This window comes from Streptomyces sp. GMY02 (genome assembly GCF_019056675.1).
GTDB classification, from domain to species: Bacteria; Actinomycetota; Actinomycetes; order Streptomycetales; family Streptomycetaceae; genus Streptomyces; species Streptomyces odonnellii.
In genome coordinates this window covers 3938491-3952468 of the sequence record NZ_CP077658.1, presented here as the reverse complement: position 1 = coordinate 3952468, position 13978 = coordinate 3938491, and the positions used below count along the sequence as shown (strand labels likewise).

The following is a 13978-nucleotide window of genomic DNA, read 5'->3' as shown; positions in this document are numbered from 1 at the left end:
GTGGTTTCCCGCCCTCTGAACCACCTCCTTCTCACCGTCACCAACACCGGCTCGAAGAACTGTGACCTCGTCGGCTACCCGGCCGTCCGGTTCGGCGAGGCCCAGTCCGTCCCGCCGGTCATCGAGGACTCGAAGCCGCAGGCCGTGGTCACGCTGCCGCCTGGCGAGTCGGGCTACGCGGGCGTCCTGCTCTCGGCAGCGGACGGCAGCGGCTCCAACGGCTACACGGCCAAGTCCCTCGCGGTCTACTTCGGCAAGAGCCCGAGCGCCGCCCACCCGTCACTGCCCGCGAAGGGCGTGTACGTCGACAGCTCGCTCAGCGTCACGTACTGGCAGGCGGACATGGCCGACGCCTTGACCTGGTGACACGCGGGCTCACCACGTACCAGAAGCTCCCCGGAGCTCCCTGAGCTCCCTGCGACCACGACGCAGCCGGGACTGCCCGGGTGATCCCGGCCAGTCCTGCGCCCGGCCGGATGACTACGGGACCGGCCGCAATCACCCCCGGACTGACCGCGATCATCCGGGACCGGCCGCAGTGAACGCGGCAGTGGACAAAAGGTGTTGGTCTTCGGCCCCCGGTCCGGGATGATCGGGCCTGTTCAGCAGGGGGAGGACTGATGGCCGTCGTGTTCGCGTGCGTACGGTGCGACGCCGTGCTGACGGCCCCGGTGTCGCGACGCGCGCTTCCCGTCCATGCCCACCAGAAGTACGGACACCAACTGCTTCCCGCGCTCATGGAATCAGGGACGTACGCCGTCGATCCGGAGCCTTCAGGGCCTCCCTGGCGGCCCCGGAGCGAGATCGGCCCGGACGGGGCAGAAGCGCGCGGTGTGTTCGCCCCGGTTTCCGGACTGTCCTTCGGGGCGCCCGGAGCGATCGTCGTCGCGCCGGGCGACACCCGCGACACCGTCTTGATTCCCGAGCGGTGTGGCGGCTACTGCATGGGGCTGGACGGAAGTGACGGCCCGAATCTGGCGTGCGCGGGGTGCGGGCAGGAGGTGGGCACCCGTATCGACGACTGCTCGTACTGGCAGGCGGTACGTCTCGACCCCCGCGCCGTACGCCGTCTGCCCACCGATGGCCCGGCGTGCCGGACCATCGAGTGGGAGGCGCTGGCGGAGGAGCGGCCGGGCACACCGCCGGTCGAGCAGTCCGGAAGGTGGGACCCACGCTGGGAGGCGGCCACGGGGGCAGCGCTGGCCCACCTGCTGGCGGCTTCGGAGGGCGCGCCCGTAACCGTCCCCGACGGCCTCCTCACGGACATGTTCGGCCGCGCCCTCGCCGCACTGCTTCCCCCGGGGCCGTCGGCGGCGCCGACGAGAAAAGCAGCCTTGGCCGGACCGGGCTTGCCGGCCCTCACGCAGGCCGGCGACATCGCCCTGGTTCCGTGCCACCCGCAGACGGGAAAGGCATGGCAGCCGCACAGCACTGCCCCCGCCCCTGCCCCTGTCGTGCCGCTGGCCGCCGAGGTGTGGACGTATCTGAACTCCCCACACGAACGGCTACCGGTCCCCGCGACAGGCGGACTGCCCGACGACGTCCTCCGCGACGATCCGCTTCCCCCGCACCCCCGGAGACCGTTGCGGCCTGACTGGGCCATATTCCTCAACACACTGGCCCACCTGCCCGCGGTCCATCAGCCATGGCTGCGCCGAATCTACGACGACGTGAGGGACCACCCGTACGTGGCCCCGTTCTAGTCCGCGGCATTCACCCGGGCAACGGCCCGCGGAACATTGCGAATATATCTGTCGACGAACCGAAGTCCCTTATTTGTGGCCTTAATTGGGGCGCACCCCGGTCCTGGCGAATGTTAGCCTCCCCCGAATTTGTATATAGGTATTGGGGGGTTCGAAATAGTGAAGCAATGGCACAAGCGTCTCTTCGGCAAACTCACGGCAAGGGCCACCGCAGCGATGGCAGCGGCCACGCTGGTCGTGCTCTCGGCGGGCTCCGCCGGCGCGGCTCCGTCGCTCGTGGTGCCCGCGGCACCGACCGAGCAGGGAGTGGTCCAGGGCAGCGGGCCCCTGTGCTCAACCGACATAACTGCGCCCGCCGTCGTCGCCGACCCCACGCCTCGGATGACCGCGCGGCTCGATACCGTGCCCGGGAGTGAGCAAGCGGGCTATCTGCGAGCCGAGTTCACCGTGCAGAGCCGTCAGACGAACGGCTCATGGACCGAGGTTGCTTCGTTGGCGGTGCCTTCGGCAGGGTATGTAACCGCAGGCCAGGCCGTGGTCGGCTCGGCAGAGGCGACTCTCGTCGAGGGGACGCTGTACCGGGAGGCCGCCTCGACGCTGTCGTACACCGCCGACGGAACGAGGCACATCAGATCGCACAGCACCGCGCACACCACGGGCTGGTGCTACTTCACCGTCGACCCCACGGCTCCCCGCCCGCCGAAGGTGACTCTCGGTGCCCCGTACATCGATTGCGCGGTCGAGTGCTCTCCCGAGGGCGGTCCCGGAATCGCTGGGTCTTTCAGCTTTGAGCCCGCAGACGGTGACTCGCCGGTGGCGGCGTACCAGTACAGACTCGGCTCCACCTGGTCGGAAACGGTTCACGGCTCCACGGTGCGTCTGGACATCGCGCCGCCCGACTCGGGCCTGACGGTACTGCAGGTTCGTGCGCAGGACGGCATCGGCCGCTGGGGCCTGGCGACCAGGGTCACCTTCAACGTGGCCCTGCCCTCGACGGCCGTGGGTACGTGGCACTTCTCGGACGGAAAGCCCGGCGACGGTTCGACGACCGCGGCCGACACGGCGACCGGCCCCGGGGAGCGGCACACGGCGGAACTGGCGAGCGCGGATGCCGACTGGTCGCCGCTGGGACGCCTCGGTGACGGTGACGGCGCGCTCGCGCTCGGCGGCACCACCGGACACGCCTCGACCGAGGGCCCGGCGGTGGACACGAGCCGGTCCTTCGCCGTCTCCGCGTGGGTGTTCGCAACCGGTCTCGGACGTGACCGCACCGTCCTGTCGCAGACCGGCGCGGACGGCTCCGGCTTCGGTCTGGGGTACTCGGAAACCGCGGGCACCTGGCAGTTCCAGCGAACCTGGAACGACGGCGGCACCCGGGAGACGGCTGCCGCGGTCGCCGGCACTCCGGCGACCGCGGGAGTCTGGACGTACCTCGCGGGTTCGTACGATTCGGCCGCGCACACCCTCACGCTGTACGTCAACGGCAGGCCTCAGGGCGCGCCGGTAGCCGTTCCCGCGGTGGACACCGAACCGGGTGCGGACGGCGATCTGGAGTTCGGGCGGGTCGTGGCGGCCGCACCCGGAGGCTACGAGGCGCACTGGAGTGGCAGGCTGGACGAGGTCGGGGTCTGGCAGCGTGCCTTGTCCGCCCGTGACGTACGCGTCGACGCACAGCTTCTGGACGTCAACAGCACCAGCCGGGCGACGGCGCAGGTCGCCGCGTGGGACCCGGCCGGCGCGTCCGGCACGGCCCTCGCCGACACCGCCTCCGGATACGGCCGGACCCTCACCCTTGACGGCGGGGCCCGGCTCGACGGCGGTGCGATCGAGCTGGACGGGGTCGACGGTGCGGCGAGCACGGCAGGACCGGTGGTCGACCCGAGTGGATCGTTCACCGTTACGACGCGCGTGCGGCTCGACACCGGTGCCTTGGCCGCGCTGCCCGCCGGGTCGATGGTGCAGGTGGTGGGGCAGCGGTCGCCGGACGGCTCCGCCTGGGGCATCTGGTCCAGGGTGGGACGTATGGAGGTGCTGGATCCGGAAACCTCTGACCTCGTGACCGTCCCGACCGCGCAGTGGATGTTCGGCCGCGCCACGGCGGACGGGACATTCACCGGTGTGTCGGAACAGGAGGCGCAGATCCTGGACGGCACCACCCCTGACCGCTCGATCCAGGTGACCGGTGTCTACGACGCGCCGAACGGCACGGCCGCGCTGTATGTCGGGGACAGAAGACAGGGCGAGATTCCGTTCGTCAACGAAGCCGGTGTCGGGGACCTGACGATCGGAAAGGCGCACGGCAGCGGAGCGTGGGCCCACTATCTGCCGGGCCGAGTCGAGGACATCCGGCTCTGGGCCGGGGCCATGGACACGAACACCCTCGTATCGGTGATCGGTCTCTGAGCCTGGCGTTCAGGATGCGGTGCCTGGTCCGGCCTTGGAGCGGCCGGCGGGCCGGGGCGGGTTCCGGCTCCGGGTTTCTCCCGGAGCCTCGGCCCGTCCCGGCCCGCCCATCCCGCATCCGGAAGCCGGACGCTACGCCTTGCGGAGTCGGGCGATGATGCCGTTGAGGTCGTCGACGAACAGCTCCGGGCGGACGTGGTGGCCGCCGGGTACCTCGCGGTACTCGTACGGGATACCGGCCCGGTCGAGGTAGCCGCGCCACTCCCGCTGGGTTTCGAGTACGGCGGTCTCGTTGAAACGGTCCCAGAAGGTCGGCTCGGGACTTGTGCCGGCGACCATGAAGATCCGCTTGTTGCGGTAGCTCTCGACCCGCTCGCACGGGTTGTCCATGCTGACCCTGTTCTGGTCCCACGGCACGCCGTAGACGGTGGCGCCGCCCAGTTCGAGGGCGGCGGAGGACGCGTTGGCCCAGTGCACGATCCCGCCGGGGATCCCGTCGGCGTTGCCGCGCAGGCTGGCCGGGCCGGAGTGGGAGCTCACCGAGGCGAAGTGGCCCCAGTACTTGGCCGCGTACTTCAGCGCACCGAAGCCGCCCATCGAGAACCCGGAGACGGCACGGCCGTCGTACTCCGCGAACGTCCGGAAATTCGCGTCGATCCACGGGATGAGCTGGTTGATGTGGAAGTTCTCCCAGTTCCGCGGGCCGACGTTCGAACCGACCGGGTTGGAGTACCAGCCCGCGCGGCCGCCATCGGGCATCACCACGATGAGCGGCTTGCCCGCCGTCCAGTCGCGGATGTGCAGGCGGTCGAACGTGATGAAGTCCTGGCCGTCACCGCCGCCGTGGAACAGGTAGAGGACGGGGTACGTGCGTCCGCTGAAGTGGTAGTCGTCGGGGAGCAGGACGTTGACGGCCGGCCTCCAGCCGATCTCGGCGGTCTCGAAGCGGTAGTACCACATACGGGGGTCGCCCTCGCCGCGCTCCACGATGCGCAGCCCGAAGCCGTCGTCGGCCGCACTGGCCGCCGACGCTGCCGCCGCCGCCGAGGAGGTGGAAAGGACGGTCCCGGCACCGAGCGCCAGCGCCGCGGAGGCTCCGCCGACGGCCTTGAGAACATTCCTGCGGGTGGGTCGAAGCTCGCTCAACACAATCTCCTGGTCTGTGATCATCCGTAAGTGCCGCTGGGTGTCGGTGTCGGTGCCGGTAAGTGAGTCCGGGCGCAGGTCAGTTGTCGGTGATCCAGGTGCCCCGGCCGGCGTTCCAGCGGATCGTGGCCTGCTGGAACCGCTGGACCTTGCCGCCCGGCTCGTCCATCTCGTCGGTCACGGGATAGCCGAGCGCGCTCTCATGGCCGGCGGCGTGGAAGGCGTCGTAGATCGCGCCGTGCACGGTGTGCGCACCGGTCCGCGGCGACCACATGAACAGTCCGCGCTCGAAGAACTGGTAGCGGCCCCGCGTCCCGTCCGGAGCCTGTGCTCCGTCCGCCTCGTCCATCGTCGGGAAGCCCCAGCGCTGCTCCGAGTCGGTGTCCCAGAACTTCGTCAGGATGTCCCCGTAGACCGCGTAGGCGACGTCGGGACGCCAGATGACGATGCCGTTCCGGAAGAGCTGGAAGCGTCCGCCGAGCCGGGCGTCCTCCTCGGCGCGGAGCGGCGGGCCGAGCGGTCCGTTCTGGCCTCCCAGGGCCGCGTACTTCGCCCCGATCGTGCCGTACGGCTGGAACGCCTCGCCCATCAACTCCCGTGCGTAGCCCTCCGCCTGGGGATAGCGCTCCGGGTAGGCGGAGCGCTGGACGGCCTGGGCCAGCTCCCCCGCGGTGTCCCAGTCGGGCTCCATCTGCTGGGCCACCTCGAAGAACTTGTTCGCCGCGTAGTCGACGTCGAGGCACTGGTCCGGGTTGCACCACCCCTGCGAGGGCCGCTGCTGGAAGACGCCGAGCGAATCCCGGTCCCCGCAGTTCAGGTTGTTCATACGGGACTCGACCCAGCCCGTCTCGAAGCCGGCGAGCATCACCTTGTCGGACACGCCTCGGCGCTGGCCGACCTCGTACACCTTGCGGGTCACCGCGATGTCCCGCTCCGCGGGGATGTCGCAGTACGCCTCGGCCGTCGCGGTGTGCCCGAGGGGACCGGGCACATCCTTCGGGCCCTGCGCCCGTGCCGGGCCGGCCAGTGTGGAAACGGCCGTCGCGACCAGCAGCATCACTGTTCCGAGTCTCGCGCGCCGTGCGGTTGCGCCATGCACGTGCCTGCTCCTTCTTGGGATCGTGCCGGGATCATGTGAGGGATGAGCGCGGTCCGGGGACCGACGCTCCGCAAGGTAGTTGTGGAAGCGCCGGGCCCGGCACCCGGAACGATCCGGAGTGACACGCGTGAGGATCCGCGATGGACGCTGTTGGCACGGATGCCGCGCCGCTGCGGCGATGCGCCGTGATTGCAGCTCATCCGCCGTACTGGGCAGGGCGGTTGACCGCGGCGGAGTACGGGGGCGGGCTCGGCCTGGGCACGTCCGGCGGTGGAGCGTCCTCGGCGGTCCGGGAACACCCCTCACCGTACGGAGGTGGGATGCGGGCACTCGGGGACCGCGGGGCGGTCCTTCGTACGCACGGCGGGCAGCCAGGCGGTGGGCCGCTCGGAGCCTCGCGGGAGCCGGACGCGGTACCAGTCGGCGGACACTGTGTCCGCCTCGTCGATGATGGGCATGCCCCGGGTGAGCCGGCAGTCGACGGCGAGGACGTCCCCGTGCCACACCCGGACCGTTACGACGTTGTCGATGGTGTACGGCCGCAGCGGGTCGATCGCCAGGCCGAGACTGCACCGCCGGTCCCGGTCCGTACGGCCCCGGCAGCTCTGCTCGGCGTTGAACACCCTGACGCGGCCGACGGCTTCGGCCGTCGTGGCGCCGGGCCCGGACGCGCTGTCGCGCGCGACGACGTGCGGCCAGATCGTCGCGCCCACCGCGCACACCGCGACGGTGACGAGCGCGGCGCGGGTCCGTCTCCGGCGGCGCGCAGCGAGGTCCTGTCCGGACCGCTCCGCCGCGCCCGCCCCGTCGGCCTGCCGTTCGCTGATGCGCGCCAGCAGACTCTCGGCGGTGTGCCGGGCGCGTACGGAATGCGTCGGGGCCAGGCAGTCGGCGGCCAGCGCACGCCAGAACGGCGGCATCGCGCTGTCCAGGCGCAGCGGCGCCCGCCCGTCGGCGTACTCCTGTACGGCGGCGCCGCGCGCCATGGGCGTGGCACCGGGGAACGGCGAGGCGCCGGAGGCGAACAGCTCGTGGATCGTGATGCCCAGGGCCCAGATGTCGGCGCTCGGCCGGACCTGGACACCGTGCTCGCCGAGCGGCGCTCTCCAGCGCTCGGGCGGGAGATAGTCGAAGGTGCCCATCGGGGGCGCGTACCCGTGGGTGCCATGGGTGCCGGTCAGCTCTGTGACGAGCCCGAAGTCGGAGAGCTTCACCGAACCGTCCGCCATCAGCAGGATGTTGTCGGGCTTGAGATCGCCGTGCACCCAGCCGCTGCGGTGCAGATGGACCAGGCCCTCACAGATCTCGGCGGCCAGCCGGGCACCTTCGGACTCGGTCACGCCGGTGTCGAGCACATCCCGCAGACTGCGCTCGGCCCGCTCCATGACCAGCACGATCGCGCCGTCCAGGAACGGGCGGTCGGGTTCGCCGAGTACGACGGTGTCCAGCAGGCGGATCAGCCTCGGGTGGGAGGAGCGGCGGCCGAACTCGACCTCGCGCCGGGCGGTTTCGGCGACCTTGCGGGCCTGGCTCGGCGCCAGCCCGGCCGTCGGCAGAACCTTGAGCGCTACGGCGTCGTGCCGCTGCGGCCCCGCTCCGTCGCCGTCGTCGCCCTCGGCTAATCGTCCCGCGTGGACCGTTGCCCAGCCTCCGGCCCCGATCCGCTCGGTCACCTCCCAGCGGCCCACGCGGTAGCCGCGCGGGAGGAATTCCGCGCGGTCACTCCCCGATGTGTCGGCCGGACCGTACACCGTGTCCCCTTTCGGTCGGCCGGCCGTCACGGTGTACGGGACGCTGCCTCATCCCGCGTACGGGGCGCCGCCCCCCTCATCCCGCCGTCCCCCGCTCCGGCGTCGTCCCCCGGCCCCGCACCGGCGCCCCGGGCCGCTCCCGCCCGCCCGTCCCGGTCCTGGGCGGCAGCAGCGCGAGGTGTTCCTCCCGTACCAGACCGAACCGCAGCACAAGCCCGACGACGGCCTCCCGTTTGCCGTTGCGGCGGGCTTCCCTGCGGGGCTCGTACTCTGCCGGTGCGCTGATCCGCATCTTCTCGTCGGCGAGGTAGTCGATGTGCGAGCTGACCGCCCGGGCCGTGAGCCGGCCGCACGCGGCGTGCCCCTTGAGCCGTTCGACGATCTGGGGAGTGGTCGGCACCGCGACAGGTGACTCGTCGCGCAGCCGCGGTTCGCAGAGCGCGACGAGGATGAGGAAGTAGAGGGCCGTCTCGTCCAGGGAGTACGCCGTGACGGTGCGGCTTCCCCACGGGCCGCCCATGGCGTCCGGGTCCAGATAGACGTGGTCGGGCGCGAACACCTGGAAGGCGACCGTGGTGTTGCGGCGGGTGGGCAGCACGACCCGCGAGAACTCGAAGGGGATGGGCGCTCCGGCCCGCCGCGGCGGCACCCGCAGATACTCCCCGGCCCCTTCGGGGTTCTCCACCAGATAGCTCTGCGTCGTACTGAGGTTGCTGAGCTGCCAGTGATCGTCCGTCACCCGGATCTCTCCCGCGAGCCGGGAGATCGCCTCGTCGTCGAGGCGGAGCTCGACCGGGGTCGTCGCGGAGCCCCGCCCGAAACGTGCCACCTCCCCGGGGCCCAGCCGCAGCGTCACCGCGTCACCGTACGGCTCCCCCGCGGCTTCCCCCCTCCCCCCGCGGCACATGGATCACTACCCCGCTCACTGCCCCTCCTCGCCCCGTGTCACCGGTCCTCGGTCAGGCCGAACGTTACACATCCTGACCAGCGGTCAACTCCTAGGATTTGGCCGATTTCATACCATCTAAGCAGGGTCGATTTGCACTGATCCAGCACGGTTCCGGACGGGTTTTCGAACGGTGCTCCGTACGGGTCTCTGTGCGGGCTTCCGTGCGGGCCCACGTACGGGTTTCCGTACGCGCTTCCGTACGGGCCCGCGCTCCACGGCCGCTTGTCAGTCCGTAGCGTTCCGGGTGCCCCCGCCGGGCAGCGCGCGGCTACTGTCCACCCCGACTCGACCTGAAGGGGGAGGAACAGCACATGTCTCACGGTATTTCCCGGAGTGCGCTGCGCTTCGTGCTCGCGGCGGCAGCCGCCGTACTGCCGTCGCTGGTGACCGTGTCCCCGGCGGCTGCCCAAGCCGTCGGCTTCGCCGGATCGTGCCCCACCACCGGCTTCGTGTCCCAGCACTACAGCGACAGCCACGACGGCATCGACATCGCCAACGACTACGGCACGCCGATCTACGCCGTCGGCGACGGCGAGGTCATCAACTCCGGTCCCATACAGGGCTACGGCCAGTGGATCCGCATTCTGCATCCGGACGGAACGGTGACCGAGTACGGGCACATGTACCAGCGGGACGTCGTCGTCGGCCAGCAGGTGGCGGCCGGCCGGCGCATCGCGCTCATGGGCAGCGAGGGCGAGTCCAGTGGCCCGCACCTCCACCTGCGGGTGCGGGTCGGCACCTCCACCGGCGTCCGCGGTATCGATCCCGTCCCCTACCTCGGCGAACGCGGCGTGGGACTGCCGTGCACCCCTGGTGACGGGCCCAGGCCCGTGCCGTTGGTGTATCCGGTGGAGTCGGGGCGGGTGGTCTCGACTCGGTCGGCCGACGGGCGGCTTGAGGCGTTCGCGGCCGGGGCCGACGGGGTGCATCACGCCTGGCAGTCGCAGGTGAACGGCGCTTGGTCGGACTGGGAGCCGCTGGGCGGTCCCGGCAACGCGGAACTCGCGATCGCGCCCAACGCCGACGGGCGCCTGGAAGTGTTCGCGCTCAACGGTGACGTCCTCCAGCACCGCTACCAGACGTCACCGTCCGGTGGCTGGTCGGGCTGGGAGAGCTTCGGCACCGGCGGGCGGTACATCACCGCCGGGGCCAACGCCGACGGGCGCGTGGAGGTGTTCGCCTCCGGCCCCTCGGGCGTGTTCCACACGTACCAGACCGCCCCCAACGGCGGCTGGTCCGGCTGGGAATCCACGGGCGGCGGTCCGAGCGGCGGCAGGATCGAGATGGAGAAGTCGCCCGACGGCCGGCTGGAGGTCTTCGCGCTCAACGACAACGTCTTCCAGCACCAGTACCAGACGGCTGTCAATGGCGGCTGGTCGGCGTGGGAGAACTTCGGTGGCGGCGGGCACGACCTGACGGTCGACCACAACGCCGACGGACGCCTTGAGGTGTTCGCCTCCGGCCCCGTGGGCGTGTTCCACAAGTACCAGACGGGAAGCACCAGTTGGTCGGGCTGGGAGCCCACCGCCGGTCCCGCCGACTCCCGGCTGACCAGCGACCGCGCCCCCGACGGCCGGGTCGAGGTGTTCGCCATCAACGGTGATGTGGCCATGCACACCTGGCAGACCGGAGTCAACGCCGCCTATGGCGACTGGGCCGCCTTCGGCGGCGGTGGCACCGGGATCACGGCCACCACCAACGCGGACGGCCGGATCGAAGTGTTCGGCTCCAGCCGCGCCGGGGTCCACCACAAGTGGCAAACCGGCTTCAGCACGTGGTCCGACTGGTCCTGGCTCGCCAACACTCCCGGTCCAGCCGTCGGTTGAACAACCCTCTGCACCGTCCGACATCGTTGCCGTAAACACCGTCGAAGCACGTACGCCACCTATTGGACCTGACGGCATTTCTGTACGGTGCCGCATTTCACTGGCGATGCGAGAGGATTCGTCTGCCGTTCTACCAGGCGCAATTACGCGGAGGTTGACCAGCGCTATCGTGAACGCGAGGACATGTGTACGAGAACTGACTGGTCGTTTTCGTGGTAGAGTCTAATGAATTCATAGGACGCCACGAAAAAAGGGGAATGGCGTGAACACCGAGAAGGTTACGGCTCGACGTCTTACGGCCGAGGAGGTTTCAGAGTTGGGCGTCCAGGACGGCATCTTCGTCTCGGCAGAGATGGATGGCCTTCCTCTCGACTGCTACGCCCCGGCTTTCCTCACGGAGCCGGGTAAGAATTTCGAAGGAGGGTCCTTCATTGCGAGGACGGTCTTCGGTGAGGAAATCCATGTTCTCCCGGACAATTCCGAGGAGCGGGGGATCTGGATTGCCGACGAGGCAGGGGAAGAAATCGAGGTTCTCCAGAGTGCCGGCGTTCTCCTGAATCTCGCCCTCTTTGTGCCCAATGGGAACAAGGAATCGCTGGAGGCGCTCTACTCCGCCGCGCGGGACGCGTTCGGCGTGGGGATCGTTCAGCGCTGGAGCGAGGAAGTCGTCGCGGTGCCGGACGTCAAGGTCGACCTGTTCGAGGAGCCGGTCCGGGGGCGTAAGAACGCGACCAGCCAGAACCGCGACCGCCGCGCCCTGGACATCTACCCGACCCGAGTGCGGTTCCTGGAGCCCAGCGACGGCTGGAAGTTCATTGTCGAACCGCACAAGGAGGTCGTCGACGAGACGCCGACGATCTGACCTGACAGCGGCCTGCGGGCCACGCGTCGGCAGCGCGACCGTCCCCGGTGGCGGCTTCAAGGGGGCGTAGCGGCCTGCTGGTCGTACGGACGTTGTCGGCGGTTCAGCAAAACGCTCGGCTGGGATCTCCCAGCCGAGCGTTTTGCTTGAGGTCTCGAACCGTCAGGTCAGCGCGCCGTCGGCGGCATCAGGACCCAGTCCGCGCCGGGGGCGGTCTCCGTGCCGTCGGCGAGGACGGCCGTCACCCAGTAGTAGTGGGTCGTGCCGGAGGCCGCTGTTGTGTCCGTGTACCTCGTGGACGCGTGCGGGTCGGCGCCGGTCAGCGGCGCGTACTGGCCCGTGGCCCGGTCCCAGCGGTACACGCGGTAGCCCGTCGCGCCCTCCACCGCGTTCCAGGACAGGTCCACCCCGCCCTCCGACCCGGGCTGGGCGTTCACGTACAGGGGCGAATCCGGCGGAGTGGGGACCGTCGGAGTCAGGTCCAGGGCGGTGACGATCCTGGCGTCGGCCGTCCTGGTCCACCGGTAGTTCGAGTTGCCACTGGTGTCGACGGCGTCGATCCAGAAGCAGCGCTCGTAGCCGTTGGGCTTCGCCGGGTACAGGTAGTGCGTGGTGGAGGTGCTGAGGTACGCGTACTCCGCGCCGCTGCACATGGCCTCGCCGTCGTCGTCGCGCAGTACCTCCCCGACGTAGACCACATACCGTGCGAGGTCCGGCTCGGTGTTCGCCTTCCAGTCCAGCACGATGCCGTACTCGGTCGCCTCGGCGGTGAGCCCGCTGACGGCGGCGGGCGGGGTGAGGTCCCGGTCGGGTACGAGCGTGGTGACGGACGCGGTGCCGGAGGCGACCGACTCGCGGCTGCCGTTGTCGTAGCCCTTCACCACGTAGTGGTACGTGGTCTTGGACGCCGTGGTGGTGTCGGTGCAGGTGTACTGCTTCTGGCCGTCGGCGAGCGCTGTCAGCCGCACATCGCACCGCACCGGCTCGCCGGTGGTGTTCACCGGCAGGGACGTGGAGCGGTAGACGTGGAAGCCGAAATAGCTTCCGCCCGTGGCCGAGTTGACCTTCCAGGTCAGTACCGCCCGATTGGCGTCGGCCCGGGCGGCGACCTCGTGCGGCGCCGCGACGGGGCGCGAGACCTCCACGCCGGAGTAGCCGGAGTACCGGCCGGATCCATCGATGGACCGCACCAGATACGTACGGTTCTCGGAGCGGGGGGCCGCGGTATCGGTGTAACCGGTGGTGGTCGTCGCGCTGAGGAAACGGATGCTGCCGTCGGTGGCGCGCCACTCGACGGAGTACTTCACCGCTCCCGGCACCGCCTTCCAGGTCAGCTTGTTGCCGGAGTCCAGGCCCTGCGCGGCCAGTCCGGCCGGTGGGGTCACGGCGACGGTGGTGACCGGCACATCCGTGCTGCCGGTGGAGACGTTGCCGGCCTTGTCGTACGCCCGGACCTCGTAGTAGTAGGTACGGCCGGCGATCGAGGGCAGGTCGGCGAACGAGGTGCCGGTGGTCATTCCGACGTAGGCCCACGTGGTGCCGCCCGCGTCCCGCCGGTACACGCGGTAGCCGGCGAGGTCCATCTCCTTGTTGCGTGCCCAGGACACCACGGCCTTGGCGGTGGCATTGTCGAGCCTGCCCGTCACCGTGCTCGGGGCGAGCGGCCGGACCTTGTCGACCGTGGCGGTGACCCTGGGGGTGTACGAGAACTTGACGTTCGCGGACCCGGTCCAGTTGACGTAGTCGATACGGAGGGTGTGCGTGCCCTTGGGGACGGTCAGGTTGACGGTCTTGGAGACGGTGGTGGTGCCGTTCTTCCACAGGTCGATCTTGCGTACGCCGTCGAGGTAGACGCGGATGCCGTCCTGGCCGGACGCGGTGAGCGCGAAGGGGCCGCCGGAGCCGAAGTCGCGCTTCACGCTCCATCGGACACCGAAGTTGTCCTTGCCGACGCCGGAGACCCCGGGCGAGTTGCTGCCCCAGTTCTCGCTGATCGTGGCGTCACAGTCCGTGCGCTTCGGCGCGCCCGAGAAGCCCGTGTTCGCGAAGAACTGCCGGGTGTAGGTGTTCGTCGCGCACGCCGCCGCCGACGCCGGCGAGGTGGCGCTCGCGACGAGACCGCCCGTCAGCGCGACCACCACCGCGGTCGCGGAGGCCCGACGGGATCTTCCGACACTGCTCACTGAGTCCCCTTTTGGACATATGACCGCCCCGCAGGCAGTCGTACGAGATAGGAGAT

The 13978-nt window shown here is 70.0% G+C and carries 9 protein-coding genes and 1 pseudogene; 5 read left to right on the top strand and 5 right to left on the bottom strand.

The features are described 5' to 3' along the window. From KQY30_RS37445 to KQY30_RS16570, 3 genes are all read left to right on the top strand, one after another. The gene (locus tag KQY30_RS37445) at positions 1–366 is read left to right on the top strand and encodes a DUF4232 domain-containing protein (protein WP_367997424.1); all 366 of its coding nucleotides are present in this window, start codon (positions 1–3) and stop codon (positions 364–366) included. Between the two features lie 254 nt (positions 367–620). Next, complete coding sequence (locus KQY30_RS16575; RefSeq protein ID WP_217307488.1) at positions 621–1703, top strand: hypothetical protein; 1083 nt, start codon at positions 621–623, stop codon at positions 1701–1703. Between the two features lie 216 nt (positions 1704–1919). Further along, the gene (locus KQY30_RS16570; protein WP_217307487.1) at positions 1920–4106 is read left to right on the top strand and encodes a LamG domain-containing protein; all 2187 of its coding nucleotides are present in this window, start codon (positions 1920–1922) and stop codon (positions 4104–4106) included. A 132-nt stretch (positions 4107–4238) separates the two neighbouring features. Here KQY30_RS16570 and KQY30_RS16565 read toward each other — a convergent pair whose 3' ends face one another. The 4 genes and pseudogenes from KQY30_RS16565 to KQY30_RS16550 all read right to left on the bottom strand — a co-directional run bounded on the left by KQY30_RS16565 (position 4239) and on the right by KQY30_RS16550 (position 9028). Further along, positions 4239–5252, bottom strand: coding sequence for an alpha/beta hydrolase family protein (locus KQY30_RS16565; protein WP_302185319.1), 1014 nt, complete (start codon positions 5250–5252; stop codon positions 4239–4241). A 79-nt stretch (positions 5253–5331) separates the two neighbouring features. Beyond that, positions 5332–6309, bottom strand: coding sequence for an LGFP repeat-containing protein (locus KQY30_RS16560; RefSeq protein WP_217311103.1), 978 nt, complete (start codon positions 6307–6309; stop codon positions 5332–5334). A gap of 344 nt (positions 6310–6653) precedes the next feature. Beyond that, positions 6654–8102, bottom strand: a complete 1449-nt coding sequence (locus KQY30_RS16555) for a serine/threonine-protein kinase (RefSeq protein WP_254407166.1) — start codon at positions 8100–8102, stop codon at positions 6654–6656. 76 nt (positions 8103–8178) lie between these two features. Beyond that, positions 8179–9028, bottom strand: a pseudogene (locus KQY30_RS16550) (serine/threonine protein kinase). Positions 9029–9362: 334 nt separating this feature from the next. Between KQY30_RS16550 and KQY30_RS16545 the strand changes: the two are divergent. After that, entirely contained in the window at positions 9363–10877 is a 1515-nt protein-coding gene (locus tag KQY30_RS16545; protein WP_217307484.1) for a peptidoglycan DD-metalloendopeptidase family protein, read from the top strand. Between the two features lie 262 nt (positions 10878–11139). Beyond that, positions 11140–11739: a hypothetical protein gene (locus KQY30_RS16540; protein ID WP_217307483.1), complete on the top strand. Its 600-nt coding sequence runs from the start codon at positions 11140–11142 to the stop codon at positions 11737–11739. Between the two features lie 167 nt (positions 11740–11906). On the opposite strand, the gene KQY30_RS36475 is transcribed toward KQY30_RS16540, so the two are convergent. Further along, entirely contained in the window at positions 11907–13922 is a 2016-nt protein-coding gene (locus tag KQY30_RS36475; protein ID WP_254407165.1) for a PA14 domain-containing protein, read from the bottom strand. Positions 13923–13978 lie beyond the last annotated feature (56 nt).

Bases quoted from the DNA above. Each gene is read 5' to 3' on its own strand.
- KQY30_RS16575 (WP_217307488.1), top strand. From the start codon at position 621: ATGGCCGTCGTGTTCGCGTGCGTACGGTGCGACGCCGTGCTGACGGCC.
- KQY30_RS16570 (WP_217307487.1), top strand. From the start codon at position 1,920: ATGGCAGCGGCCACGCTGGTCGTGCTCTCGGCGGGCTCCGCCGGCGCG.
- KQY30_RS16560 (WP_217311103.1), bottom strand. From the start codon at position 6,309: ATGCTGCTGGTCGCGACGGCCGTTTCCACACTGGCCGGCCCGGCACGG.
- KQY30_RS16545 (WP_217307484.1), top strand. From the start codon at position 9,363: ATGTCTCACGGTATTTCCCGGAGTGCGCTGCGCTTCGTGCTCGCGGCG.